This window comes from Dermacoccus sp. CCH2-D9 (genome assembly GCF_001556795.1).
GTDB classification, from domain to species: domain Bacteria; phylum Actinomycetota; class Actinomycetes; order Actinomycetales; family Dermatophilaceae; genus Dermacoccus; species Dermacoccus nishinomiyaensis.
Genome location: NZ_LSJT01000111.1, coordinates 20,900 through 47,856, shown reverse-complemented (window position 1 = coordinate 47,856; position 26,957 = coordinate 20,900). Strand labels below are relative to the sequence as shown.

Annotated in this window: 23 protein-coding genes; 1 reads left to right on the top strand and 22 read right to left on the bottom strand. The window is 68.4% G+C overall.

Features of this window, described 5'->3' with window-relative positions:
- The 6 genes from AX669_RS09820 to efp form a co-directional block, all read right to left on the bottom strand.
- A partial coding sequence (locus AX669_RS09820) for a dihydroorotase (RefSeq protein WP_062258142.1) occupies positions 1 to 1,093 on the bottom strand: 1,093 nt, incomplete at its 3' end.
- Positions 1,090 to 2,031, bottom strand: coding sequence for an aspartate carbamoyltransferase catalytic subunit (locus AX669_RS09815; protein WP_006943772.1), 942 nt, complete (start codon positions 2,029 to 2,031; stop codon positions 1,090 to 1,092). The genes AX669_RS09815 and AX669_RS09820, both read right to left, overlap by 4 nt.
- Complete coding sequence (gene pyrR, locus AX669_RS09810; RefSeq protein ID WP_006943833.1) at positions 2,028 to 2,654, bottom strand: bifunctional pyr operon transcriptional regulator/uracil phosphoribosyltransferase PyrR; 627 nt, start codon at positions 2,652 to 2,654, stop codon at positions 2,028 to 2,030. Before pyrR ends, AX669_RS09815 begins: the two co-directional genes overlap by 4 nt.
- Positions 2,655 to 2,827: 173 nt before the next feature.
- On the bottom strand, positions 2,828 to 3,484 hold the full coding sequence (locus tag AX669_RS09805; protein ID WP_062258140.1) for an adenylate kinase: 657 nt from the start codon (positions 3,482 to 3,484) through the stop codon (positions 2,828 to 2,830).
- A gap of 100 nt (positions 3,485 to 3,584) precedes the next feature.
- Positions 3,585 to 4,001 carry a transcription antitermination factor NusB gene (gene nusB, locus AX669_RS09800; protein WP_006943739.1) on the bottom strand — a complete coding sequence of 139 codons (417 nt, stop codon included), beginning with the start codon at positions 3,999 to 4,001 and terminating at the stop codon, positions 3,585 to 3,587.
- Positions 4,002 to 4,004: 3 nt separating this feature from the next.
- Entirely contained in the window at positions 4,005 to 4,565 is a 561-nt protein-coding gene (efp, locus tag AX669_RS09795; RefSeq protein ID WP_006943829.1) for an elongation factor P, read from the bottom strand.
- A gap of 224 nt (positions 4,566 to 4,789) precedes the next feature.
- Between efp and AX669_RS09790 the strand changes: the two genes are divergently transcribed.
- Positions 4,790 to 6,382, top strand: a complete 1,593-nt coding sequence (locus AX669_RS09790) for an FMN-binding glutamate synthase family protein (RefSeq protein ID WP_062258139.1) — start codon at positions 4,790 to 4,792, stop codon at positions 6,380 to 6,382.
- Positions 6,383 to 6,392: 10 nt separating this feature from the next.
- Here AX669_RS09790 and aroB read toward each other — a convergent pair whose 3' ends face one another.
- The 16 genes from aroB to AX669_RS09710 form a co-directional block, all read right to left on the bottom strand.
- Positions 6,393 to 7,457, bottom strand: a complete 1,065-nt coding sequence (gene aroB / locus AX669_RS09785) for a 3-dehydroquinate synthase (RefSeq protein WP_062258137.1) — start codon at positions 7,455 to 7,457, stop codon at positions 6,393 to 6,395.
- The gene (locus tag AX669_RS09780; RefSeq protein WP_062258135.1) at positions 7,454 to 8,137 is read right to left on the bottom strand and encodes a shikimate kinase; all 684 of its coding nucleotides are present in this window, start codon (positions 8,135 to 8,137) and stop codon (positions 7,454 to 7,456) included. Before AX669_RS09780 ends, aroB begins: the two co-directional genes overlap by 4 nt.
- On the bottom strand, positions 8,134 to 9,360 hold the full coding sequence (gene aroC, locus AX669_RS09775) for a chorismate synthase (protein ID WP_006943800.1): 1,227 nt from the start codon (positions 9,358 to 9,360) through the stop codon (positions 8,134 to 8,136). The genes AX669_RS09780 and aroC overlap by 4 nt, the downstream gene beginning before the upstream one ends.
- An 8-nt stretch (positions 9,361 to 9,368) precedes the next feature.
- Positions 9,369 to 10,208: a shikimate dehydrogenase gene (locus tag AX669_RS09770; RefSeq protein WP_062258150.1), complete on the bottom strand. Its 840-nt coding sequence runs from the start codon at positions 10,206 to 10,208 to the stop codon at positions 9,369 to 9,371.
- Positions 10,208 to 11,473 (bottom strand): endolytic transglycosylase MltG, encoded by a 1,266-nt coding sequence (gene mltG, locus AX669_RS09765; protein ID WP_006943867.1) that lies wholly within the window; start codon positions 11,471 to 11,473, stop codon positions 10,208 to 10,210. Before mltG ends, AX669_RS09770 begins: the two co-directional genes overlap by 1 nt.
- The gene (gene ruvX / locus AX669_RS09760) at positions 11,466 to 11,978 is read right to left on the bottom strand and encodes a Holliday junction resolvase RuvX (RefSeq protein ID WP_062258133.1); all 513 of its coding nucleotides are present in this window, start codon (positions 11,976 to 11,978) and stop codon (positions 11,466 to 11,468) included. Before ruvX ends, mltG begins: the two co-directional genes overlap by 8 nt.
- An 18-nt stretch (positions 11,979 to 11,996) precedes the next feature.
- Positions 11,997 to 14,711, bottom strand: coding sequence for an alanine--tRNA ligase (gene alaS / locus AX669_RS09755; protein WP_062258132.1), 2,715 nt, complete (start codon positions 14,709 to 14,711; stop codon positions 11,997 to 11,999).
- Between the two features lie 201 nt (positions 14,712 to 14,912).
- Positions 14,913 to 16,589 (bottom strand): ABC transporter family substrate-binding protein, encoded by a 1,677-nt coding sequence (locus AX669_RS09750; protein ID WP_062258130.1) that lies wholly within the window; start codon positions 16,587 to 16,589, stop codon positions 14,913 to 14,915.
- Positions 16,589 to 18,715 carry a dipeptide ABC transporter ATP-binding protein gene (locus tag AX669_RS09745; RefSeq protein ID WP_197418889.1) on the bottom strand — a complete coding sequence of 709 codons (2,127 nt, stop codon included), beginning with the start codon at positions 18,713 to 18,715 and terminating at the stop codon, positions 16,589 to 16,591. The genes AX669_RS09750 and AX669_RS09745 overlap by 1 nt, the downstream gene beginning before the upstream one ends.
- On the bottom strand, positions 18,712 to 19,713 hold the full coding sequence (locus AX669_RS09740) for an ABC transporter permease (RefSeq protein WP_082740809.1): 1,002 nt from the start codon (positions 19,711 to 19,713) through the stop codon (positions 18,712 to 18,714). The genes AX669_RS09745 and AX669_RS09740 overlap by 4 nt, the downstream gene beginning before the upstream one ends.
- Before the next feature lie 3 nt (positions 19,714 to 19,716).
- Complete coding sequence (locus tag AX669_RS09735; protein ID WP_062258128.1) at positions 19,717 to 20,700, bottom strand: ABC transporter permease; 984 nt, start codon at positions 20,698 to 20,700, stop codon at positions 19,717 to 19,719.
- Positions 20,701 to 20,860: 160 nt separating this feature from the next.
- On the bottom strand, positions 20,861 to 22,939 hold the full coding sequence (locus tag AX669_RS09730) for a M3 family metallopeptidase (protein ID WP_062258127.1): 2,079 nt from the start codon (positions 22,937 to 22,939) through the stop codon (positions 20,861 to 20,863).
- 24 nt (positions 22,940 to 22,963) lie between these two features.
- The gene (locus AX669_RS09725) at positions 22,964 to 23,338 is read right to left on the bottom strand and encodes a DUF948 domain-containing protein (protein ID WP_006943870.1); all 375 of its coding nucleotides are present in this window, start codon (positions 23,336 to 23,338) and stop codon (positions 22,964 to 22,966) included.
- 112 nt (positions 23,339 to 23,450) lie between these two features.
- Entirely contained in the window at positions 23,451 to 24,524 is a 1,074-nt protein-coding gene (locus tag AX669_RS09720) for an ABC transporter ATP-binding protein (RefSeq protein ID WP_082740807.1), read from the bottom strand.
- Between the two features lie 2 nt (positions 24,525 to 24,526).
- On the bottom strand, positions 24,527 to 25,834 hold the full coding sequence (locus tag AX669_RS09715; protein WP_006943876.1) for an ABC transporter ATP-binding protein: 1,308 nt from the start codon (positions 25,832 to 25,834) through the stop codon (positions 24,527 to 24,529).
- 11 nt (positions 25,835 to 25,845) lie between these two features.
- A complete protein-coding gene (locus tag AX669_RS09710; RefSeq protein ID WP_006943892.1) occupies positions 25,846 to 26,862 on the bottom strand; it encodes an ABC transporter permease in 1,017 nt (338 codons plus the stop codon).
- Positions 26,863 to 26,957: the final 95 nt, after the last annotated feature.

Sequence of the window (26,957 nt, the reverse complement as noted above, 5' to 3'; positions counted from 1 at the left end):
CGATCGCGGCGGGCTTCGTCGACATCGCATCGGCGACCTGTTGCCACGTCATGCAGCCCGTGGCGACCATCGTCGTGTGGACGACGGCGAGCGCCTGCTCGAGGCCGAGCATGCCGAACACGGCGTCCGCGAACGCGTGCTCCTTGTCGTGGCGCGCGTGCGGCGCGTGGTCGGTCGCGACGATGTCGATCGTGCCGTCGGCGAGCGCCTCGCGCACGGCCTCGATGTCCTCGCTCGGGCGTAGCGGCGGGTTGACCTTGTAGACCGGGTCGTAGCTCTCGACGAGGTCCGTCGGCAGCATGAGGTGGTGTGGGGTGGCCTCCGCGGTCACGGCGATGCCGAGCGACTTCGCCCAGCGCAGCACCTCGACGGTGCCCGCCGTCGACGCGTGCGCGACGTGGACGCGGCTGCCGGTGTGGCGCGCGAGCATGACGTCACGCGCGACGATGACCTCCTCCGCGACGCCGGGCCAACCGGGCAGACCGAGACGTCCGGAGATCTCACCCTCGTGGCAGCAGGCCTGGCCGTCCGCGAGGTTCGGGTCCTGCGCATGCTGGCTGACGACGCCGTCGAACGCCTTGACGTACTCGAGCGCGCGACGCATGAGGCGGCTGTCGTGCACGCACTTGCCGTCGTCGGAGAAGACCCGGACGGCGGCGCGCGAGCGGGCCATGAGGCCGAGCTCGGCGAGTTCCTCGCCGGCGAGGTTCTTCGTCACGGCGCCGATGGGGTGGACGTCGACGAGCCCGACGCGCTCCCCGAGTTCGGCGATGCGCTCCGCGGCCTCGGCGGTGTCCGTCACGGGGTTCGTGTTGGCCATCGCGAATACGGACGTGAAGCCGCCGGCGGCGGCAGCCGCCGAACCCGTCGCGATCGTCTCGGCGTCCTCGCGGCCCGGTTCGCGCAGGTGGGTGTGGAGGTCTACGAGGCCGGGCAGCGCGACGAGTCCGTCGGCGTCGACGCGCGTCGCGCCGGCGGCGTCGAGGTTCGTACCGATCTCGGCGATGGCGCCGTCACGCACGAGGATGTCGGCCGCGCCGGTGCCGACGACGTCGGCGCCGGTGATGAGAACGGGGCCTGCGTGGTCGCTCATGCCTGAGCTCCTTCCGTCGAGTTCGAGGCGAGCAGGTGGTACAGGACGCTCATGCGCACGGCGACGCCGGCGCTCACCTGGTCGAGCACCTTCGAGCGTGCTTCGTCGGCGGCGTCGGGGCTGATCTCGAGGCCGCGGTTCATCGGGCCCGGGTGGCAGATGACGGCATGCTGCGGCAGCAGCGCGAGGCGGTCGCGCGTCAGGCCATACCCGACGGTGTACTCGCGCGGCGTCGGGAAGTAGCCGCCGGACATGCGTTCGCGCTGCACGCGCAGCATCATGACGGCGTCGACGTGCGGCAGCACGGCGTCAAGGTCGTAGCTGACGTCGAAGCCGTCGCGCGCAGCCCAGGCGGCGATGCCGGACGGCATGAGCGTCGGCGGCGCGACGAGCGTGACGTGCGCGCCGAGGGTCTTGAGCAGGATGAGGTTGGAGCGCACGACGCGACTGTGCGTGAGGTCACCGACGATCGCGACGTGCTTGCCCTCGAGCGTGCCGAGCTGCGCCTGCATCGTGTAGGCGTCGAGCAGCGCCTGCGTCGGGTGCTCGTGGGTGCCGTCGCCGGCGTTGACCACCATGCAGTCGACCCACTGGCTCACCTGCAGCGGCGCTCCGCTGCGGTTGTGGCGGATGACGAGGCCGTCGACGCCCATGGCCGCGACCGTCATCACGGTGTCGCGTAGCGACTCGCCCTTGCTGACGCTCGAGCCCTTCGCACTGACGTTGATGACGTCCGCAGACAGCCATTTCCCGGCGATCTCGAAGGAGCTGCGGGTGCGCGTCGAGTCCTCGAAGAACAGGTTGACGACGGTGCGTCCGCGCAGCGCGGGCAGTTTCTTGACCTCGCGGTTCTGCACGTCGTGCATGGCGGCGGCCGTCTCGAGGATCATCTCGGCGTCGTCGTGGGTGAGGTCGGCGGCCGACAGCAGGTGCTTCACGACGCGTCCTTTCGCTGCTGCGGCGCGGCGGGGCCGCTGATGCGCACCTCGTCGCTGCCGTCGGTCTCGGCGACGCGCACGCGCACGTGCTCGCTCGTCGCCGTCGGCAGGTTCTTGCCGACGTGATCAGCGCGGATCGGCAGTTCGCGGTGACCGCGGTCGACGAGGACGGCGAGGCGGACGGCCTTGGGGCGCCCGAGGTCGCCGAGCGCGTCGAGGGCTGCGCGCACGGTGCGTCCGGAGAAGAGAACGTCGTCGACGAGGACGACGGTGCGCCCGTCGATGCCGGCTGCGGGGATGTCGCTCTGATGCGCCACGCGGGCGGGGTTGGCACGCAGGTCGTCGCGGTACATCGTGACGTCGAGCGTGCCGACGGGGATGTCGATGCCTTCGACGTCCTTGAGCGCGTCGGCCAGGCGGCGGGCGAGGTGCGCGCCACGCGTCGGGATGCCAAGCAGGACGAGGTCGTCCGCGCCCTTGTTGCGTTCGAGGATCTCGTGAGAGATGCGGCGCAGAGCGCGACCGATCTCGGGGGCCGACAGGACCACGCGGCCGTCGTCGGGAGTGGTTCGTGATGTCGAGACGTCCCCGTCACCGGGTACGCCGAGAGCGTCGCGCGTCATGCGCAGGCCTCCTTCGCCGCCTCACAGGACGGATCGTTAAAGGATGATTCCGCTGCCCACCTTATCGCGCCTCGCCGGCCACGCCTGACCGGCGTCGTCCTGTTGGGACCCCGGCACTCGGCCTGGTGACCTGCTCTTGGCAGTCTCCGAGGTCGGACACCGTGAACGAGCGTTCAGAACTCGACGAAGCGCGCCGCGTCGTCACGGGCCGGGACGGGCAGGTCATCGATGCCGCCGTGCCGCAGCGCTGCTTCTCGCGACGCGGCCCCGATGTTGTCTAGCTCCAGCGACTGGACGAGCCGGTCGAACTCGCGCGGATGCGTCAGCCGCAGCACGGGCACCCCCTCCGGCGCAGCCTCCCAACGGCGCATGCGCTCGCGTTTGCGCGCGAACGATGAGAAGTGCCACCGCACGATTGAGTTGCGCGAGAACAGCTGTCGCACGTTCTCCGTGTTCCCGTTGCACACGGGCGTGCGAGTGGTGAGGCGATGGACGCAGCGGCGCACGAGGCGGGAGAGGGTGAGGGCACGCGAGTAGTCGAGCGCGATGACGACCTGCGCCCGCTCGAGCATGACGTCCCTCCAGGCGCCGTACGCCGAATCGACGACCCAGCCCTCTGCGCTCGCCATCTGGTGCGCCAGAGCCCGCTGCTCGTCCTGCGGACGCTCGACCCAGCCGGGCAGCCACCCGACCTCGTCGTCGACGAGGTGGACGGGCAGCCCCAGGGCAGCGCCGAGCCGCGCCGCGGCCGTCGACTTGCCCGATCCCGTGACGCCGTACAACAGCACTCGCTGCGCGTGTTCGACATCGGAGAGGGAGGCGACGGGCATGATCCGAGCATATCGGGGCACTCAGGCCCACGCGAGCGACATGACACGACCCACCCGCGCGAACGGGTGGGTCGTGTCATGTGAGTGGTGGACGGGGCCGTCAGTCGACGATGCTCGACTTCACTTCGGACAGCTTGGTCAGCAGACCACCGATGAACTGCGGCGAGTTGTCGGTCGACAGCTCGGTCGCCAGGTTCTTGGCCTCGGAGACGGCGACGCCGTCGGGCACGTCGTCGACGTAGAGCACCTCGTAGGCCGCGACGCGCAGCAGGGCGCGGTCGACGGCGGGCATGCGATCGAGCGTCCAACCGCGTGCGTACGTCTCGAGCGCTTCGTTGATCGTGCGCCAGTGGTCGACGACGCCGCGCACGAGCACCGCGGTGTACTCCGGCAACGGAGCCGGCGTCACGGGCGCGAGGACGCGCTCGTCGAGCAGGTCCTTCGCGTTGATCTCACGCTGCTCGGCTTCGAACAACAGGTCGAGGGCGCGCTTGCGCGCCTTGGTGCGAGCACCCATCGATCAGGAGACGCGGCCGAGGTAGGAACCGTCGCGCGTGTCGACCTTGACCTTCGTGCCCTGCTCGAGGAACAGCGGCACCTGGATCTCGGCGCCCGTCTCGAGCGTCGCGGGCTTCGTGCCACCGGTGGAGCGGTCGCCCTGCAGGCCCGGCTCGGTGTGCGTGATCTCCAGGACGACGGACGCAGGCAGCTCGACGTAGAGGACGGTGCCGTCGTTCTGCGCGACGATCGCCTCTTGGTTCTCGAGCAGGAAGTTCGCGGCGTCGCCGACGGCGGTGGCCGGGATGTTGATCTGGTCGTACGTCTTCGTGTCCATGAACACGTAGTCGTCGCCGTCCTTGTAGAGGTACTGCATGTCGGAGCGGTCGACGTTGGCCGTCTCGACCTTGACGCCGGCGTTGAACGTCTTGTCGACAATCTTGCCGCTCATGACGTTCTTGAGCTTCGTGCGGACGAAGGCCGGGCCCTTGCCGGGCTTGACGTGCTGGAACTCGACGACGGACCACAGCCCGTTGTCGATCTTGAGAACCATGCCGTTCTTGAGGTCGTTCGTGCTCGCCATGGAGATCCGCCTTCGTTCATCGGGCAGCGCCAGGGCTCGTCGGCCCCGTGAACGCGCACCCGGGTGATGCCGCTGCGGACGGTGATCCGCGCGGCCGGTCAACAATCGCCCGCGCAGGCGCACGGGCATCAGCATCGAGTCTATCGTGTGAGCGCACCTCCCCCGATCGACGTTCCACACCTGCGCGTGATGCATTTCACGTCGGGCCTCGCCATACTGGGCGCATGAAGTGGACTCGCCTCGTAGCCGCCCTGCCCGCACTCGGCACGGCCGGTGTCGCCGCCTACGACCTCACGCAGAAGAACCACTCGCTGCTGCGCAACTTCCCCGTCCTCGGCCACGCGCGCTACGCGATCGAGCTGATCGGCCCGGAGATGCGGCAGTACATCGTCGCAGGCAACGACGAGGAGCGCCCGTTCAGCCGCGACCAGCGCGCCTGGATCTATCGTTCGGCCAAGGGCGTCAACAACTACGTCGGCTTCGGCACCGACAACGACCTCGAGAGCAACGAGGGCTACCCGATCGTCAAGCACCGCACGTTCGCGCAGTCGCATGCCGCGGAGACCGACGACCACGCCATCCCCTGTGCGAAGGTGCTCGGCGGGGCCCGCGGACGCGCCAAGGCGTTCCGTCCGCGCTCCGTCGTCAACGTCTCCGCGATGAGCTTCGGCTCGCTCTCCGGGGCGGCGATCACCGCGCTCAACAAGGGCGTCGCACTCGCCGGGGCGATGCACAACACCGGCGAGGGCGGGTTGTCCACCTATCACCGAAGCGGCGGCGACCTCATCCTGCAGATCGGCACCGGCTACTTCGGCTGCCGTGCCGAAGACGGCCACTTGGACCTCGACAAGCTCGTCACCGTCGTCGAGTCGGCGCCCGTCAGGGCCATCGAGATCAAGCTCTCCCAGGGCGCCAAACCGGGCCTCGGCGGCGTCCTGCCCGGCGCGAAGGTGACGAAGGAGATCGCCGACATCCGCGGCGTCCCGCAGGGCGAGACCGTCGTCTCGCCGTCACGGCACACCGCGTTCCACGACATCGACTCGATGCTCGACCTCGTCGAGACGATCGCCGAGCGCACCGGCCTGCCCGTGGGCATCAAGTCGGCCGTCGGCGAGATGGGTTTCTGGCAGCAGCTGACGGCAGCGATGTCGAGCGTCGACGGCCCGCGCCGCGGAGTCGACTTCGTGACGATCGACGGCGGCGAGGGTGGCACGGGTGCGGCGCCCGTCGTGTTCTCCGACTCGGTCGCGCTCCCCTGGGCCGTCGGCTTCTCGCGCGTCTACGCCCTGTTCGCGGAGGCCGGCCTCACCGACGACGTCGTGTTCATCGCCTCCGGCAAGCTCGGCCTGCCGATCACGGCGGCGCAGGCGTTCGCCATGGGGGCCGACATGATCAACGTCGCGCGCGAGGCGATGCTGTCGATCGGCTGCCTGCAGACGCAGAAGTGCCACGAGGACACCTGCCCGACGGGCGTCGCGACGCAGAACGCGTGGCTCGCGCACGGCCTCGACCCCGAGCTCAAGAAGGTTCGCCTCGCGAACTACCTCGTCGCGCTGCGCAAGGACCTGCTGAAGATCAGTGACGCCGTCGGCGTCGCGCACCCCGGTCTGCTGACGCCCGACGACGTCGAATTGCTCGACGGGATGCGCAAGGGCACCGGCCTCGCCGACGTCTTCGGCTACCAGCCCGACTGGGGGCGCCTCGGCGACGAACTGGCGCGCGAGATCACCGACATCATGGTCGCCGGCGACTTCGAGAACGCCGGCACCGCCGCCGGTGACCGCGAGACGGCGAAGAAGGAGCAGCCGACGCGCTGAACGGCGCGTCTCAGCCAGTCACCGCGTCGAAGGCTGCACGCAGCTGCTCGCGCGTCGGGCCTTCGAGGCGGTGGACGTCGCCGATGCCGTGCAGGACGACGAAGCGCAGCGTCGTGCCGCGCGTCTTCTTGTCACGCCCCATGACGGTGAGCATCTCGTCGAAGTCACCGCCCGCGTACGTCGTCGGCAGCCCGAGCGAGGTGATGACGGCGCGCTGCCGCTCCACATCGTTGCGCCCGAGCACGCCTGCCGCGAAGGCCAGTTCGGCGGCGAACACGCAGCCGACGGCGACGGCGTCACCGTGTCGCCAGGTGTAGTTCTCGAGCTGCTCGATGGCGTGCGCGAATGTGTGGCCGTAGTTGAGGATCTCGCGCAGGTTCGATTCCTTGAGGTCGGCCGCCACGACCGAGGCCTTGACGCTGATGGCCCGCTCGACGAGTTCCACGAGCTGCGGGCTCGTCACGTCGAGGCACGCAGCCGGGTCGGCCTCGACGAGTTCGAGGATCCGTTCGTCGCGGATGAAACCGCACTTGACGACCTCTGCGAGCCCGGCCGCGACGTCGGGTTCGGGTAGCGTCCGCACCGTGGCGAGGTCGGCGAACACGGCGAGCGGCTCGTGGAACGCGCCGACGAGGTTCTTGCCCTCGGCGATGTTGATGCCGGTCTTGCCGCCGACCGCCGCGTCGACCATCGCGAGCACCGTCGTCGGCACCTGGATGACGCCCACGCCGCGCAGCCACGACGCGGCAACCCAGCCGGCGAGGTCGGTCACCGCTCCCCCGCCGACGCCGACGACGACGTCGGTGCGCGTGAAGCCGGCTCGCGCCATGACGCCCCACAGGCGCGCGCTCACCTCGATCGTCTTGGCAGCCTCGCCGTCGGGCACGACCTCGCGCACGACGTCGATGCCGCGGCCACGCAGCGCTTCTTCGACGCGGTCGGCAATCGCCGTCACCGCCGCCTGCTCGACGATCAGTGCCCGCGCCACCCCGGCCGGGACGGCGCCCGCGAGGTCTTGCAGCACCCCCTCGCCGATGTGCACGGCATACGCGGTTCCCACACTGATGATGCTCATGGCGTCTCTCCTTCGTCGCGGCGCGTCCGGCCGCCTCGTGTGGCCCCGAGGATGCGTCGTCGCGCGATCGTCGCTGCCACCGAAGACGGCAACGGGCGCTTTCCACCGGTCAAGGCGGGCGTCTCGTGCTCGGCCGCGACGAGCGCCTCGATGATGCGCGTGGCCGACGCACCCGTCGTCCCGCGCGAGGTGTCGACGGTGACCGTCGCGACCTCCTCGTACAGCCGTCGGCGTTCGGCGAAGATGCGCCGCCACGTGTCGATGCCACCGTTCGCGAGGATCGGGCGCGTCACGTCGCCGCGGATGCGGTAGCCGGCGTTGCGTTCGTCGACGGTCAGGTAGACGACGGTGTGCTCGCGCAGCGCCGCCCGCGTCGAGTCGTCGAGCACCGCCCCGCCACCGAGCGCGAGGACTCCGTCGAACGTGCCGAGCTGCTCGGTGATGACGTCGCGCTCGACCTCGCGGAACGCGGCCTCGCCGTGCGTCGCGAAGTAGTCACTGATCGAGCAGCCGAGGCGTTCGACGATGAGCGCGTCGCTGTCGCGCAGTTCGACGCCCCAGCGCGCCGCGAGGGAGCGCCCGACGGACGACTTGCCGGACGCCATCGGCCCGACGAGCACGGCGCGGGGACGCGGGTGGTGGCGCTCGGCGTCAGCCGCAGGCGTCGCTGGCGCGCTCACTCCCACGTCGTGAGCAGATCGGGGATGTTGGCGAGGTAGCTCTCGAGGTTGCGCCGCGTCTCGGCGACCGAGTCTCCACCGAACTTCTCGACGCACGCCTCGGCGAGTACGAGCGCGACCATCGCCTCCGCGACGACGCCAGCCGCCGGAACGGCGCAGACGTCGGAACGCTGGTGGATCGCCGTCGCGGCCTCACCCGTCGCGACGTCGACGGTCGCGAGCGCCCGCGGCACCGTCGAGATGGGCTTCATCGCGGCGCGCACCCGCAGCACGTCACCGGTCGACATGCCGCCCTCGGTGCCACCGGCACGGTTCGACTGGCGACGGATGACGCCGTCGTCACCGCGCACCATCTCGTCGTGAGCGGCCGAACCGCGGCGCGCGGCCGTCGTGAACCCGTCACCGATCTCGACACCCTTGATCGCCTGGATCCCCATCATCGCGGCGGCGAGGCGCGCGTCGAGGCGGCGGTCCCAATGTACGTGCGAGCCGAGGCCCGGGGGCAGACCGTAGGCGCAGACCTCGACGACGCCGCCGAGCGTGTCGCCCGCCTTCTTCGCCGCGTCGATCTCGGCGACCATGCGCGCCGAGCCGTCGGCGTCGAGGGTGCGCACGGGGTCGGCGTCGAGGGCCGCGACGTCGTCGGGGTGCGGCAGCGGTGAGTCGTCGGCGACGGCGGCCGTCCCGACGGCGACGGTGTGCGAGACGAGCCGGATGCCGTAGGCCTGCTCGAGGAAGCGCGCGGCGACCTCACCGAGGGCGACGCGCGCCGCGGTCTCGCGCGCGGAGGCGCGTTCGAGGACGGGGCGGGCGTCGGCGAAGCCGTACTTCTGCATGCCGACGAGGTCGGCGTGGCCGGGGCGCGGGCGCGTCAACGGCTTGTTGCGCGCGATCTCCTTCTCGGCGTTGACGTCGTTCGACGCCTCGTACGCGGATGCCTCGACCGGATCGGGCGACATGACGGTCTCCCATTTCGGCCATTCGCTGTTGCCGATCTGCAGCGCGAGCGGCGAACCGAGCGTCACGCCGTGACGCAGGCCGCCGACGAACGTCACGACGTCCTGCTCGAACTTCATGCGGGCGCCGCGCCCGTAGCCGAGGCGACGGCGCGCGAGGGCGTCGGAGATGTTCTGCGACGTCACCTCGACGCCGGCGGGCAGCCCCTCGATGACGCCCATGAGGGCCGGGCCGTGCGATTCACCTGCGGTCAACCAACGAAGCATGCGGCCGATCATTTCACGGCGGCGCGCCCGGCCTCCATCATGTCCGCGATGGGGGCAGTGTGGCCGGTGAACAGCTCGAACTGTGCCGCGGCCTGGTGCACGAGCATATCGAGGCCGCTGACGACGGTCGCACCGCGCGCACTCATCGTGCGGGCGAATGCCGTCGGCCAATCGGCGTAGACGACGTCGAGGACGAACGGCCCGCCGGCCGCGCCGATGCGCAACGACGGGGCGTCGACGACGCGCGCAGCGAGGGCGTCCGCGCCCCCGGCCGGGGACGTCTGGACGACGAGCAGCGCCATGCCGACCGCCCACGCCGCGTCCTCGTCGTCCTCGCGCACGACGCGGGTGCTCATGCCCAGCGAGCGCGCCAGTGCCAGCGTCTCGGGGCGCGCCTGCTCGCGCACGACAAACATCACCTCGCGCACGCCGAGACGCGACAGAGCGGCGACGACGGAACGTGCCGTCGCGCCCGAGCCGATGACGACGGCGCCCCGGCCACCCGCGCACCCGGCGGCGCGCAGGGCTTCGACGACGCCGTGGACGTCGGTGTTGTCGGCGAACCAACCACCGTCACGCCGCACGAGCGTGTTGGCCGCGCCGACGTCACCAGCGAGCGCCGACGCCTCGTCAGCCACAGCCAACGCCGCTTCCTTGCACGGCATCGTCACCGACAGTCCGACGACATCGTGGTCGAGCCTGGCCACGAATGCGCGCACCTCATCAGCGACGACCTCGGCACGTGCGTACGACCAGTCGTCCAGGCCCGCCGCTCGATACCCCGCCTCGTGCAGCGTCGGCGAGAGCGAATGGTCGATCGGCGAGCCGACGACGAGTGCGCGGGGCATCAGCAGCCGCGTCCGGGGTTCGCCTTGCACCAGGCCCGGAACTTCTTCTCGTTCTCGAGCTGCTGGTCGTAGGTGTCCGCGAACAGCGTCTCGCCCGTGTCGAGGTTGACGGCGACGAAGTACTTCCACGTGCCCGGCGTCGGGTTCGCGGCGGCCTTGATCGCGTCGAGACCGGGGCTGTTGTACGGCGTCGGCGGCAGACCCGCGTGCACGTACGAGTTGTACGGGCTCGGGTTGGCGCGGTCGGCGTCGGTCGTCGTCACCGTGCCGCGCTTGTGGATGACGTAGTGGACGCTCGAGTCCATCTGCAGTTTCATCCCGCTCGACAGGCGGTTGTCGATGACGCGGGCCACCTTGCCGTCGTTCGCCGCGTTGGGCGACTCGGCCTGCACGATGCTGGCCTTCGTCAGCACCTTCTGGATCTGGTCGGCCGGGATGTTGAGCGAGTTGATCTGCTCCTTGGTGTTCGTCACCATCGTCTGCAGCTGCTGCTTCGCCGACATCGACTTGTCGAAGTCGTACGTCGAGGGGAACAGCCAGCCCTCGAGCTTGCCGTTCATCGTGCTCGGCAGGCCGAGCTGCGCGGGCGTCACGGCCTCGTACTCACTGACGGGGTGGCCGGTGCCCTTCGACAGCTTCGCGAAGATCTCGCTCTGCCACAGGCCCTCTTGGATGACGATGCCGCCGCCGACGCGGTTCTTCGGGTCCTGCAGCGCGGAGAGCGCCGAATCGGCGCTCTGCTTCTTCCTGAGTTTGTAGACGCCGGGCGTCAGGTTGACGTTCGGTGACGCCGCCATCGCCTCGACGAAGGCCGACGTCGACTTCGTCACCCCGGCCGCGACGAGGGCTGAACCGATCGTGCTGCCCGCGTCACCCTTGTTGATCTTGACCTCGGCGGTCTCGTTCTCCCCCGTGCCCGAGTAGTCGCCCCCTGAGCTGCTGAACGACGGCAGGCTCAGCCCCAGGGTGCGCCACGCGAAGGATCCGGCGGCGACGACGAGGACGAGCGCGAGCGCCAGGGTCACGAGACCGCGGCGCTTGTTCGGGTTGTAGTCGACCTCGCTCGCGCCGGCTGGGCGGAGAGCCTGGGCCTCGCGTTGCGCATCAGCGCGGGCGCGATGTTCGCGTCGCGACTGCAGCCGTCGCGCCTGTGGCAGCTCTGCCCGAGTGGGTGCGCTGCGTTCGCCGTCACGACGGACGCTCTGGCTGGGGTCGACCTCGTCGTTGCCGCTCCCGAAGAGACGCTCGCGGGGAGAATCAGGCATCGTGGGTGTCACCTTCGCTTGTCCGTCGTCGCGCACGGGGCTTGCGGCCCCCCACCTCGAGGCCGGGCGGCCTTCCGGTGCCACGCTCGGTCTCGAGTGCGGCCTGCAGGATGAGCACGGCGGCCTGCTGGTCGACGTGCTGCCTGTGCTTGCGCCCGGCCACCCCACTGGCGTGGAGCGATTGGTGCGCGGACACAGATGTTAGACGCTCATCGACGAGAATGACGCGAAGCGCGGGCCGAAGACGCTTCAGCGTGTTGGCCCAGGCGCGAGCGGCCTGTGTCGACGCGGTGTCCTCACCCTTCATGTTGAGGGGCAGGCCGACGACGACCTCGAGGGCACGAGCGTCGTCCGCGAGCTCGGCCACGCGCTGCACATCCTTGTCGCTCGCGCTCGCGCGCGCGAGGGTCTCGACGGGCGTCGCCATGATGCCGTCAGGGTCGCTGACGGCGACGCCGACACGCACGGTGCCGACGTCGACGCCCAACCTGATCCCCTCACGCATCACGAGCCAGCCGCACCTTCAGTTCGTGACCGTGCGGCCAACGGTGTGCTCGACCTCGGCGATCGCGGCGCCGAGCTTCGAGGCGTCCTGGCCACCACCCTGTGCGAGGTCCGGCTTGCCGCCGCCACCACCACCGAGCACGCCGGCCGCGACCTTGACGAGGTCACCGGCCTTGACACGCCACTCGCGTGCCGGCGCGTTCGTCGCGATGACGATGACGGGGCGGCCCTTGCTCACGCCGCCGACTGCGACGACGCTCGGCGTCGCGTCGCCGAGCTTGGCGCGCAGGTCCGTCGCCATCGCCCGGGCCGCGTCGGCGTCGATCGCGTCGTCGTGATGACCGATGAAGCGCACCCCGAAGACGTCCTTCGCCTGCTCGACGAGGGAGCCGGCCGCAGCGGCCATCTGCTGCTGCTTGAGGCGCGAGAGCTCGCGCTCGGCGTCCTTGATGCGCGTCAGCATCTCGGAGATCTTGTCCTTGAGCTCACCCGGCTGCGCCTTCGTCATCGACGTGAGGTCGGCGACGAGGGCGCGCTCCTTCGCGAGGTAGCGCATCGCGTCGATCCCGACGAACGCCTCGAGACGGCGCACGCCCGAACCGACGGACGACTCGCCGGTAAGCGTGAGCGCACCGATCTGCGAGCTGTGCGCGACGTGCGTGCCACCACAGAGCTCTCGCGACCAGGGGCCGCCGATCTCGATGACGCGCACCTGCTCGTCGTAGGTCTCGCCGAACAGGGCGATCGCGCCCCACTCCTTTGCCTCGGGCAGCGTCATGTACTGCGCGGCGACGGGTAGGTCACGACGCAGGGCGAGGTTGGAGACCTCCTCGATCTCGCTGCGCGTCTCGGGCGACAGGGCCGAGTTCCACGCGAAGTCGAGACGCAGGTAACCGGGCTTGTTGTACGAGCCGCTCTGCAGCGCCGACGGGCCGAGCACCTCGCGCAGCGCGGCGTGCACGACGTGCGTGCCCGAGTGCGCCTGGCAGGCGGAGATGCGCCATTCGGGGTCGACCTGCGTCTGGACGCCCTCACCAACGCGGACGGGCCCGTCGAGCACCTCGACCGTGTGCGCGATGAGGCCCTTGACCGGGCGCTGCACATCGACGACCTTGAGGCGACCGGCGGGCGTGACGATGATGCCCTCGTCAGCGATCTGACCACCGGATTCGGCGTAGAACGACGTGCGGTCGAGCACGACCTGGCCGCTCTGACCCGGCTCGAGCTGTTCGACGGCCGAGCCGTTCGCGACGAGGCCGCGCACGCTCGCCTCGGCCTGCAGCGTCTCGTAGGCGAGGAACTCGGTGGCCCCGGCCTCGCGCAGCTGCGTCCAGACGGCGACGTCACCGTGGCCGGCCTTCTTCGCCTTGGCGTCGGCCTTGGCGCGCTGACGCTGCTCGTCCATGAGGCGACGGAAACCGGCCTCGTCGACGCTGACTCCCTGCTCGGCCGCCATCTCGAGGGTGAGGTCGATCGGGAAGCCGTACGTGTCGTGGAGGCTGAACGCCTGGTCGCCGGTGAGGACGGGCTTGTCGCCGCCCGCCTGCTGGTCCGTCGTCTGCTTCGCCTTCGCGACCGCGGTGTCGAGGATCGTCGTACCAGCGACGAGGGTGCGGCGGAATGCCTCCTCCTCGGCGTACGCGATCTGCGAGATGCGCGCGAAGTCGGTCTTGAGCTCGGGGTACGACTGCGACATCCGCTCCATCGAGATCGGGACCAGGTGCGGCAGCGCCGGGTCGGCGTAGCCGAGCAGGCGCATCGCGCGCACCGCGCGGCGCAGCATGCGGCGCAGGACGTACCCGCGCCCCTCGTTGCCCGGCGTCACGCCGTCACCGATGAGCATGAGCGAGCTGCGCACGTGGTCGGCGACGACGCGCAGGTGAACGTCGTCAGGGTGGCTGCTCGCGGCCGACTGGCCCGAGTTCGCGCCGTAGCGCTTGCCCGTCATCTCGGCGGCCATGTCGAGGACGGGGTAGACCTCGTCGATCTCGTAGAGGTTGTCGACGCCCTGCAGCACCGACGCCATGCGCTCCAGGCCCATGCCGGTGTCGATGTTGCGGCGCGGCAGTTCGCCGGCGACGTCGAAGTCAGCCTTGCTGCGCACGGCGGACAGCTCGTACTGCATGAAGACCAGGTTCCAGATCTCCATGTAGCGGTCCTCGTCGACCGCCGGGCCACCCTCGACGCCGTACTCGGCGCCGCGGTCGAAGAAGATCTCCGAGCACGGCCCACCGGGGCCGGGCACGCCCATGCTCCAGTAGTTGTCGTTCGCGTCGCGGCGCGTGATGCGCGCGGCGTCGACGCCGATGACGTCCTTCCAGATCGCGTAGGCCTCGTCGTCGCTCTCGAACACCGTCGGCCACAGACGGTCGGCGTCGAGACCGTACCCGCCCTGGCTCTGATGCGTCGTGAGCAGCTCCCACGCGAACTTGATCGCGTCTTCCTTGAAGTAGTCACCGAAGCTGAAGTTGCCGTTCATCTGGAAGAACGTGCCGTGACGGCTCGTCTTGCCGACCTCTTCGATGTCACCCGTGCGCACGCACTTCTGCACGCTGGTCGCGCGCGTGAACGTCGGCGTGGCCTGACCGAGGAAGTACGGCTTGAACGGCACCATGCCGGCGTTGACGAAGAGCAGGTTCGGGTCGTCGTAGATGAGTGGTGCGCTCGGGACGACCGTGTGGCCCTTGCCTTCGAAGAACTGCAGCCAGCGGCGCCTGATCTCGGCGGTTTCCATCAATCGCCCTCATTCGTGAGAAGTCGTACGGGTGTGCGTCGCTCATCATCCCACGAGTGCGCGCCATTTCCCCATCGTGGCGGCCTCGTGACCGGCCGGGCGGTGCGGGGCACCGCGGCGCGCGAACGAACGGACGAGGCCCGGCCCCCTGTGCGGGAACCGGGCCTCGCCCGTCATGTCAGGCGCGCATCGGCGCTGACGTCACTTCTGCCAACCGATGGTCTCCGGGAACGGGAAGTAGAACACGGACGCACCGACGTTCGCGAGCCCCTTCTTCGTCGCCATGATGACCGGGCCGTTCGTCAGCGGCAGGATGCCGTACTGGTCCATGGCCTGCTTCTCCAGCTTGTTGGCCTCGGCGATCTGCTTGTCCTTGTCGCTGATCTTCGTCAGGTCCTTGAACTTCGGGTCGAGCGACTTGTCCGCGACACCGGACTGGTTCAGGCCAGAGTCCGAGCACCACACCTGGCAGGCGTACGCCACACCGTAGGGGTCGGAGGAGCTGAAGCCCATCGGGAAGAGGTCGAAGTCCTTCTTCGTGATGACGTTCGAGAACTCCGAGGAGGCGCGCTGGTCGATCTTCATGTCGACGCCGATGCCCTTGAGCATCGCCTGCATCGCCGTGGCCTGGGCCTTGTTGACCGGGTCATCACCGAGGTTGACATAGCTGAGGGTCAGCTTCTTGCCGTCCTTGGAGCGGACGCCGTCCGAACCGGCCTTCCAGCCCGCCGCGTCGAGGTCCTTCTTCGCCTGCTCGGCGTCGAACTTCGTCGAGACGTTGTTCTCGTAGCCCTTCTGGAAGCTGAAGAGCAGGAACGAGCCGGGCAGCTCCTCCTTGTAGTCGAGACCGTTGAACTCGATCTCGGCGAGCTTGCTGCGGTCGACGCCTTCCATGATGGCCTTGCGAACGGCCTTGTCCGCGAGCAGCGGGCTCTTGCCGTTGAGGGTGAGCAGGCTGTTCGAGGGGTAGGAACCGCGGCGCAGCTCGGTGTTGGGAACATCCTTCACCTGCTGCAGACGGTCCTTGGTCGTCGCGCTCGTCGAGTCGATCTGCCCGTTCTTGAACGCGTTGATGGACGCCGAGGCCTCCATCGTGATGAACGTGCGCTTGTCCAGCTTGCCCTTGTCGCCCCACCACTTCTCGTTGCGGACGAACGAGATGGTGCCGGCCTTCGAGTCGTACTTCTCGATCTTGTACGGGCCCGCGCCGAGCTCGGCGTGCGGGTTGTTCAGGTAGAACTTGTTGAACTGGTCCGCGGAGCTCACCTTCGGGTTGAGCAGGAAGTCGAACAGACCTTCCCACCACACGCCCGGCTGGTTGAACGTGATGACGGCCTCGTGGTCGTCCTTGCCCTTCGCCACGGACTCGATGGCCGAGAAGCCATCCGTCGAACTGGGCAGGAACGCCTTGTCCTTGCCGCTGTTGGCCTTCCACGTGTTCTCGAAGGACTTCCAGTCGATCGGCGAACCGTCGTTGTACTTCGCCTTCGGGTTCATCGTGTAGGTGACGACGAGCTTGTCACCCTTGACCTCGCTCTTGGCATCCTCGATGTAGGCCTTGTTCCAGATGACCTTGCTGCCGTCAGCGGCGTACGTCTTGAGGACGGGGTTGTACCAGCGCCACACGTCCGAGGTGTAGCGGGTGCCGTCCTGCTGGAACGGGTTGAACTGCGGAGAGACCTCGGTCGTGGCGGTGGTGTACGTGCCACCATCCTTGAGGGCCGACGCCGGCTGCTCGTTGTAGCTCTTCTGCAACGAGGTGTTCGTCGTCTTCTTGCTGTCGTCGCCCTTGTCGTCCGACGAGCCCCCGGAACACCCGGTGAGCAGCAGAGCGCTGGCGAGAACGAAGGCGCCGGACGCCGTCTTCATCGACTTCATCAGTGAACTTCCTTTGTGTCGGCCCCGCCTGCGAAGTGACAGGCGTGGGCATGATCGGCGCCGGTCACAGACATGAGCTCGGGCGTCGTGTCCCGGCACAGCTGCTGCTTCGCGTCGTCGAGGGTCTTATACAACGGGCACCGCGAGACGAAGCGGCACCCGGGCTCTGAGGAGGTCGGGCTGGGCAGGTCGCCCGTGAGCAGGATCCGCTCACGGCTACGTTCGACCACCGGGTCCGGCACGGGGATGGCGGACAGGAGCGCCTTGGTGTAGGGGTGCATCGGGCGCTCGAACACGTCGTCGACGGCACCGACCTCGACGATCTTGCCGAGGTACATGACCGCGACCCGATCCGAGATGTGACGCACGACGGCGAGGTCATGGGCGACGATGAGGTAGCTGAGGCCGAGACGGGCCTTCAGCTCGGCGAGCAGGTTGATGACGCCGGCCTGGATCGACACGTCGAGCGCGGAGACCGGCTCGTCGAGCACGACCGTCTTCGGGTTCGTGGCGAGCGCACGGGCGATGCCGATGCGCTGACGCTGTCCGCCGGAGAAGGCTGCTGGGAAACGGTCGGAGTGCTGCGGGTTGAGCCCGACGAGCGCCATGAGCTGCTCGACCCGCTCGTCGATCTCGTGCTTGCTCGACCCACCGAGCGCGACGAGCGGTTCGCTGATGATGCCGTGCACAGTCATGCGCGGGTCGAGGGCACCCATCGGGTCCTGGAAGACCATCTGGATGTCGCGACGCAGATCCTTGCGCTGCGACCTCGAGGCGTTCTTGATGCTCTGCCCGGCGATCTCGATGTCGCCCGTCTCAGGCTGACCCATCCGCATGATCTCCATGAGGGTGGTCGTCTTGCCCGAGCCGGACTCCCCGACGAGACCGAGGGTCTCCCCCTCGCGCAGGTCGAGGTCGATGCCGGCGACGGCGTAGACCGAGCCGACGCGACGCTTGAGCACGGCCCCCTTCATGAGCGGAAACGTCTTCGTCACGTCGTCCAGGCGCAGGACGCTCGCGCGCTCCTCGCGGGGGATGCCGGCGGCGGGATCCTCGATGACGGGTCGGGGGAAGATGGGTTCGGAGCCGATGAAGCCCCGCCCGGAGATCTCGTCGGCGCGGATGCAGGCCGCACGATGCGTCGCGGAGCCGACGGGACGCAGGGCCGGTTCGCCGTTGCCGCACTCCGCGGTCGCGATCGGGCAGCGCGGGATGAGCGGGCACGCGTCCGGGAGGTCGACGAGCAACGGCGGCGTGCCCTTGATCGGTGCGAGCGCCTCACGCCCCGTCGCGTCGACGCGGGGCACGGCCCCGAGCAGGCCGATCGTGTACGGCATCCGCGGTGCGGCGAAGACGTCGTCCGCCGTCCCCGTCTCGATGAGGCGGCCGGCGTACATGACGCCGACACGGTCGGCCTGACCGGCGACGACGCCCAGGTCGTGCGTGATCATGAGCACGGCGGCGCCCGTCTCACGCTGGGCCTTCTTGAGCACCTCGAGCACCTGGGCCTGCACCGTCACATCGAGTGCGGTGGTCGGCTCGTCCGCGATGATGAGGTCCGGGTTGTTCGCGATGGCCAGGGCGATGACGACACGCTGACGCATACCGCCGGAGAACTCGTGCGGGAACGACTTCGCACGGGTCTTCGGGTTGGGGATGCCGACGAGGTCGAGCAGCGCGACGGCCTGCTCCCACGCCTTCGCCTTGGTGATGTCCTGATGGATGAGGATCGCTTCGACGATCTGGTCACCCACGGTGAAGATCGGCGTCAGCGCTGACAGCGGATCCTGAAACACCATGCCGATGCGCTTGCCGCGCACCTTCGACATCTCCTTGTCGGTGCGTCCCAGCAGCTGTTCACCGTCGAGGGTGATGCTGCCGTCCACCTTCGCGTAGCTCGGCAGCAGACCCATGATGGCCGTGGACGTGACGGACTTGCCCGAGCCGGACTCGCCGACGATGCCGAGCGTCTCACCGCGTGCGATGTCGAAGCTGACGCCGCGCACCGCGTCGACACGCCCCGCTTCGGAGGGGAAGGACACCGCGAGATCCTTGACCGAGATCAGCGGGCTGCTGCCCGCCTTGTCCAGCATGCCGCCACCGGAGACGGAGATCGGGGTGCTCATGCGTTGCCACCAGCCTTGGAGTTCGGGTCGAGCGCGTCACGCAGGCCGTCACCGATGAGTGCCATCGAGACGGTGAGCATGACGAGGAGCAGAGAGGGGAAGGCGAACAGCCACGGCGCGGAGTAGACCGAATTCGCACCGTCGGCGAGCATCGAACCGAGCGACACGTCGGGCTGCTTGATGCCGAACCCGAGGAAGGACAGGCCGGTCTCGCTCATGATGGTGGAGACGACGCCGAGGGTGAAGTTCACGATGAGCAGCGACCCGATGTTCGGGATGACGTGGCGAAGCACCACCTTCGTCGTCGGCACTCCCATGAACTCGGCGGCCGCGACGTATTCGCGTTCGCGCACGGATGTCGAGATCGTCCACACGATGCGGGCCGAGAACACCCAGCCGAAGAGGGTCAGCACGAAGATGAGGACGCGCCAGTCGCCCTGGAAATAGGTGGAGATGAGCGCCAGGATGAGGAAGCTCGGCACCACGAGGAGGAAGTGGATGAGACCGAGCGTCAATTTCTCCAGACGCCCACCCACGTAGGCGGCCCAGGCTCCGACGATCGCCGAGATGATCGTCGTCAGCGCCGACACGCTCACACCGATGATGATGGATCGCTGCAGACCGTGGACGGCCTGGGCGTAGGTGTCGTTGCCGGCCTGGTTGGTGCCGAAGAAGTGGCTCCCGCCCGGACCCTGCTGCAGCGTGAGGAAGTCGGGGTCGGTGTAGTTCCACTGCGTGAAGAACCCGCCGACGATCGAGAACACGATGAGACCCAGGAGGATGACGAGACCCAGGACGCCGCCCTTGTTGCGCATGAAACGGCGCATGTAGAGCTTTCGGCGGGTGAGCGGAGCGGCGGCGCCGTCGCGCTTGGGGCCGCCCTCGGTCAGCTCAGGCGTGGGTGAACCGTCCGGTAGGCGCGTCTCGCGGACCGTCTCCGGTGAGATGGCGGCCTGTTCGACGCTTTCGGGCTCGATGGGGTTGAAGTCGTTCGTCATGGCTCAGCTCACCCGCACTCGGGGGTCGAGGGCGACAGTCGCGAGGTCCGCGAGGATCGCGCCGATGGCCGTCATGAGGGCGCCGAACGCCGCGATGGCGACGGTGCCGTGGATGTCGTTCTGCCCGATGGTCTGGGTGAAGTACTGCCCCATGCCCTTCCAGGCGAAGATCGTCTCTGTCATGATCGCGCCGGTGAACATCGCCGGGATGGAGAACGCGAGCTGGGCGGCCGTCGGAATGAGCGACGTGCGCAGTCCGTGGCGGCGGATGGCCTCCTGGCGCGTGAGCCCCTTGGCCCGGGCGGTGCGCACGAAGTCCGCGTCCACGGTGTCGAGCAGGAGCGTGCGCTGAGTCATGTGGTAGCTGGCGTAACCCACGAGGATGAGGGTGATCGACGGCAGCACGAGGTGTGCCAGGCGGCTGACGAGCGTCGCCCAGAACCCACTGACGTTCGGATCTTGCGCACCGGCGACGTAGAAGACGGTGTGACCGAGCTTATGGTTGGCCCAGATGCCGAGGAACACGACGCACAGCGCCGCCACCGGCAGGGGGATGTTGAGCGTGATGATCGACGTCGCCTGGGCCACGCGGTCGCCGAAGCGGTACTGGCGAGCTGCGCTGTAGACGGCCAGCGCGATGCCGAGGACCGCACTGAGGATCGTCGCGCCGAGCACGAGCTGGGCGCTGATGGCGGCCCGGTAGGCGACCTCGGAGTTGACGTCGACACCCGTCGGCGACTGACCCCAGTCCCAGTGGAAGAACACGCCCTGGAACCACGTCCACCACTTCGTGAAGACCGATTCGTCGGGGTTCAGGTTGTACTGGTCCAGGGAGCGAACGATCTGGTCGTGGCTGAGCGGGGGTCGCCGCGCCAGATAGTTCGACTCGGGCTTCAGGAAGAAGGAAGCCAGGAAGAACGTCAGGTTGGTGGCCACGAAGATCATGACCACCCACCCCAGCGCTTTTCGGAGGATGTAGCGAAGCACGCGGGCGTGTCTCCTTCACGAGACGGTGATGGACGCTGGTCGGAAGGTCTTTCCTTCAGCGGCGATTGAAGAATATGTGGTGGGCGACGAAGATGAACGGCTGGGGGACGGCCCGTGACGACATCGTTACTCAGGAAACAAGGACGACATCTGGCCGACGTCAGCGCGACTCGGAAATCCTGGCCTCGAGGCCGCGACGGCGGAACATCGGCCTCGGCGACGGCGCCCGGCCGCGGAAGCTCTCGTACGCCCCCATGGGGTCTGCGCTACCGCCCACGCCGAGGATCCGTTCGGCGAACCGACGCCCGTTCTCGCGCGTCGCTCCCCCGTTCTCGACGAACCACTCGCATGCGTCCGCATCGAGCACCTCCGACCACAGGTAGCCGTAGTACCCCGCCGAGTACCCACCGGAGAAGACGTGCTGAAAGTACGGCGCGGCATAGCGGGAGGGCACGGCGTCGATGTCCAGTCCGTACCGGCGCCGTACCGTCTCGGCCATCTGCTCGACGGACGGCACCTCGTCCTGCTCGGTGAGCAGGTGCCAGGAGAAGTCGAGCAATGCGGCGCCCACCAGCTCACTGGTGGCGAAGCCCTGGTTACAGGTCGCCGAGGCCTCGAGGCGATCACGCACCGCCTCCGGCAGCGTCTCCGCCGTCTCGACGTGCTGGGCGTAGCGCTCGACGACGCTCGGCCACAGCATCCACATCTCGTTGACCTGGCTGGGGAACTCGACGAAGTCCCGTTCGACGTTGGGCCCCGAGACCGACGGGTGACGCACCTGCGACAGCAGCCCGTGCAGGGCATGGCCGAACTCGTGGAAGAACGTCTCCACCTCGTCGAACGTCATGAGGGTGGGCTCCCCCTGCGACGGCCGCGTCACGTTGAGGTTGTTGCAGACAACCGGGGCCTGGCCGAGGAGGTCGTTCTGCTCGACGAGCGGATGCATCCACGCGCCGCCGCGCTTGCTCGGGCGGGCGTACAGATCGAGCAGGTACAGGCCGACGGCGCCCCCGTCCTCGTCGTGCACCTCGAACACGCGCGTGTCGGCGTTCCAGCCCCGCAGATCGGCTCGCGGGGTGAACGTGAAGCCGTACAGCTGCTCGGCCGCGGCGAACACGCCCCGCTCGAGAACACGTTCGAGCTCGAAGTAGGGACGCAGGGCCTCCAGGTCGACGTCGTGATCTCGCGCTCTGACCTGCTCGGCGTAGTACGCGTGATCCCACGACTCGATCGTGTCCACCCCGTCCTCGCGCGCCGTGGCGGCTAGCACCTCGATCTCGGCGCGGGCGTTCTCGCCGGCGGCACGCGCGATGGGAGCGAGCATGTCGAGCACCGCCTGAGGCGTCCTGGCCGTGCTGTCCGCCGTCGCCCACGCGGCGTGGCTGTCGAAGCCAAGCAGCGCGGCTCGACGGGCACGCAGGCGGGCGATGTCCCGAACCAGCTCCCGCGTGTCGTTCTCGTCGCCGCGACTGCACCGCGCCGTCGACGCCGTCATGATGCGTCGACGCAGGTCACGATCACGCAGACGCGCGAGGTAGGGATGTCCCGTCGGATACGTGAGAGGGATGACGTAGCCGCCGCCGTCCTGCTCGGGCCGTGCCAGGGCGTCGATCTCGGCGTCGTCCAGGCCTGCGAGGCTCGAACGCTCCTCGACGACGACGGCCAGGGCCGCGGTGTCGGCCAGCAGGCGGCGGTCGAACTCGGCGCCGAGTGTCGCGAGCTCGCCGTTGATCGCCTTGACCTGCTCGGCAGCCTCCGGGGTGAGCGCCGCGCCGGCAAGCGTCATCGCCTTGATCCGGCGCTCGACGACGTGGCTCTGCTCGGGGCTCATCGTGGCGTCGCCGGCTCGAACCTCGCGCAGCTTCTCGAGCAGGGCAGCATCGACGTCGACCAGGTCCGCCAGGGCGGCGACGCGCGGCGCGAGCTCGTCCTCGAGGGCCTGCAACGGCGGTGTCGTGTCAGAACCGGTCAGGGTGTGAAGCGGCGCCAACACGCGTTCGGTGGCCGCGTGATCGCGTTCCAACGGCTCGACGACGTCGACGAACGTCGCCGGTGTCTGCGGCTGCGTGATGTCCGCGAGGGTGCGCCGCACCTGCTGCTCGAGATGCTCGAAGGCCGGGACGAAGTGATCGGCGCGGATGCGTTCGAACGGCGGCAACTCGAACGGCAGGTCGCTGCGCGTCAGCAACGGATTGGTGGAAGCGTCGTCCGTGACGGGGCCGGTCGTGATCTGGTTCATGGGGTGACCCTAGCCGCGCAGCACTCAGAATCGGCGCGGCGTCCCCGGGGTCTTTCCGCTCATTGCCGTCTTGATGGTGTAACCGACGGAGGCGACCTTCAGCATGGGACGCCCGACCGTCGCCACGGTCAGCGACGTCAGGGCGTTGAGATTATTCGTCATCGTCGCGAGGTTGGCTGTGATTGCGTCGAGGCGCTCGACCTGGGTGTTCGCGGCTGCGACGGTCGAGGTCATCTCCGTGATGAGCGGCAACGTCTCGTCGCTCACCTTGCGCACCGCGGCGCTCGCCTCGTCGAGCACGGCGCCAGCCTTGCCGATGACACTGCCGAGGCGCCACACGAGCACGGCGAACGCGACGGCCGCGATGAACCCGGCGATCTGTCCGAGCGTCAGGTCCACGTCATCTCCTTCTTCGAGCGCGCATGTCGCGCTGCCACCAGATTACGGGGTGCACATGGCCGTCAGGCCCGCCCCGATGTGGGGCGGGCCAGACGGCTTCGAGCGGGTGACGTCACACGACGTCGGCGCGCACCTCCGGGAAGTGGCACGCGACGCGGTGGCCGGGCGCGACCTCGACGGGCTCGGGCACGACCTGAGCGCACAGATCCTGTGCCTTCGGGCAGCGCGTGCGGAACACGCAACCCGACGGCGGGTTCTGCGGGCTCGGCAGGTCGCCCTTGAGCAGGATGCGCTCGCGCTTGCCCTTGAGCGTCGGGTCCGGGATCGGCACGGCCGACAGCAGCGCGTGCGTGTACGGGTGCTGCGGGCGCTCGTACAGCGTGTCGCGGTCGGCGTCCTCCATGACCTTGCCGAGGTACATGACGACGACACGGTCGGAGATGTGACGCACGACGGACAGGTCGTGCGCGACGAAGACGTACGCCATCTTGTCGCTGTCCTGGATCTCCTCGAGCAGGTTGACGACCTGCGCCTGGATCGACACGTCGAGCGCCGAGACCGGCTCGTCGCAGACGATGACCTGCGGCTTGAGGGCGATCGCACGCGCGACACCGATGCGCTGACGCTGACCACCGGAGAACTCGTGCGGGTAGCGGTTGTAGTGCTCGGGGTTGAGCCCCACCCGCGACATGAGCTCCTGCACCGCGTTCTTCACGCCGCCCTCGGGCTTGACGCCCTGGATCTCGAACGGCGCCGAGATGATCTTGCCGACGGTGTGACGCGGGTTGAGCGAGCCGTGCGGGTCCTGGAACACCATCTGCAGTTCACGACGAATGCGCCGCAGGTCGCCGCCCTTGAAGTCGGTGATGTCCTCACCGGCGAACTCGATCCGGCCTCCCGTGGGCTCGAGGAGCTTGAGCATCGTGCGACCGGCGGTCGACTTGCCACAGCCCGACTCGCCGACGAGGCCGACCGTCTCACCGCGGTGGACGACGAGGTCGATGCCGTCGACGGCCTTGACGGGGTTGTCGGGGCGCCGGATGAGGCCCGCCTTCTTCTGCGGGAAGTGCTTCTGCAGCCCGGTGACGCGCAGCACCTCTTCTCCGACGGCGACCTGGGTCGCGCTCGCGAGAGCGTCGTCGGGTCCCGGCGTCACGCTCGTCGCGTGCGTGTCTGCGTTGGTCATGCTCAGTCTCCAACCTTGGTCGCGCCGTGGGCGTCCGCAGCACCGGCAGTCGCGGCGTGGGCCGCGCCGGTTGTGGAAGCCGCGTCGTCGCCGTCGATCGTGCGGGTCTGCGCGGGCTTCATGTGCTCGGCCTTCCGCTCTGCGGTCAGGAAGCAGCGGGCTTCCTGGTCGCCGAAGTGGCGCAGATCGGGCATCTCGGTGTCGCAGCGATCGCCCGGCACGAGGTACTTGAACGCGCAACGCGGCGCGAACGAGCAACCCCTCGGCAGGTTGATGAGCGACGGCGGGTTACCGGGGATGGGGTCGAGCTGCTCGCGACGTGCCTCGTCGAGACGGGGCATCGAGTTGAGCAGACCCACGGTGTACGGGTGTTGCGGCGTCGCGAACGTGTCGTAGACGTCACCCTTCTCGACCGGACGCCCGGCGTACATGACGAGCAGGTCGTCCGCGACGTCGGCGACCACGCCGAGGTCGTGGGTGATGATGATGATCGCGGACTTGAACTCCTGCTGCAGGTCGAGCATGAGGTCGAGGATCTGCGCCTGCACCGTCACGTCGAGTGCCGTGGTCGGCTCGTCGGCGATCAGCAGCTTCGGGTCATTGACGAGCGCCATCGCCGTCATCGCCCGCTGACGCATACCGCCCGAGAACTCGTGGGGGTACTGATCGACTCGCTTCTGCGGCGACGGGATGCCGACGCGGGCGAGCATGTCGATCGTGTGCTCACGCGCCTCCTTCTTCGACGCCTTGGGGTGGTGCACCTTGTAGGCCTCGATGATCTGCGCGCCCACCGTGTAGTACGGGTGAAGCGCCGACAGCGGGTCCTGGAAGATCATTGCCATCTTGCGCCCGCGCAACTCGCGCATGCGGTCTTCCTTGATGGTGAGCAGGTCGTCACCGTCGAAGTCGATCGCACCGGAGATCTGAGCGTTCGTCCCACGGTTGAGGCCCATGATCGTCGTCGACGTCACCGACTTGCCGGAACCCGACTCACCGACGATGCCGAGCGTCTGACCCTCGTACAGGTCGAAGCTCACGCCGTCGACCGACTTGACGATGCCGTCATCGGTCGGCCAGTGCACCTTGAGGTCGCGCACCGACAGCAGCGGTGTGCCACTCTTGTCGACCTGCTTCTTGCCGGGCTTGGCGCCCGAGTCCGTGAACGTCTCGCGGCCCACGCCATGGCCCGCGCCGTGCCCGGGGACCTTTGCGGCCGCGGTGGCGACGACGTCGCTGGCCTTGTCAACGAGAGCTTCGGCCTTCTCGCCGACGACGGAGTCGTCGACCTTCTTCTTGAGCTTGTCGAACATGGTCTCTCTCCTCAGGCCAGCTTCACGCGTGGGTCGACCACGGCGTAGAGGCAGTCGACGATGATGTTGGCCACGATGACGAGCGCCGACAGGACGACGACGATACCGACGTTCGTTGGCAGGTCCGGCGTCTGGGTCGACGTGACCGCTAACTTGCCCAGGCCGTCGTAGTTGAACACCGACTCCGTGATCGGTGCGCCGCCGACGAGCACGGCGAAGTCGATGCCGGCCATCGTCATGATCGGCGTGATGGCCGCCCGCATCGTGTGCTTCCACAGTGTCTTGCCCTTCGACAGGCCCTTGGCCTTGGCGGTGCGCAGGTAGTCCTCGCTCATCGTCTCGAGCACGTAGGCGCGAGTCATGCGGACGTACCCGGCGGCGGTGAACAGCGCCAGCGTGAGGGCTGGCATCAACAAGCCCGACAGCCAGCCACCGATGCCTCCGTCGGCGATCGTGGAGTACTTGGGAACCGGCAGCCAGCCCCAGTCGATCGCAACGAACTGGTACAGGAGCGAGCCGATCGCGAAGGTCGGCAGGGCGTAGAAGATCAGCGATGTCCCCACCAATGTCTTGTCGACGATCCCGCCTCGATTCAACGCGGCGAGGATACCGAACCCGACGCCGAGGATGAGCGTCAGCGCGAAGGCGACGAGCGCAATGGAGAAACTGATCGGGAATGCTGCCTTGATTTCATCCGTCACGTTCGCGGACTGCAGCGGCGAATACCCCAGGCATGGCGCGTCACATGAAAAGGCAAGGTCGGGCGCGCTCTTTCGTAGTTCCTTGTCCTCCGGGAATTCGCGTCCCGTAGCTACGCCCTTGACGAAATTACCCCACTGCACGAGAACGGGCTTGTCGTAGCCGAGGGCCTTGCGGTTCTGCTCGATGAGCGCTGGGGAGCAGTTCTTGCCACAGGTCTGGGCGGCCGGGTCCTTGCCGGCGGAGAAAAAGAGCACGAACGTCGCGAGCGTCACGACGAGCAGCATGACCAGACCCGAGAAGAGTCGGCGAATGACGTAGGCAACCATGAGCTTCCGCCCTTGCGGGCAGTCCTCTCGAACGGGAACGGGGGTGGGTTCGGTGTCGGCCGCGAGGACCGGGCGACCGGCGGGGCATCGGTGGG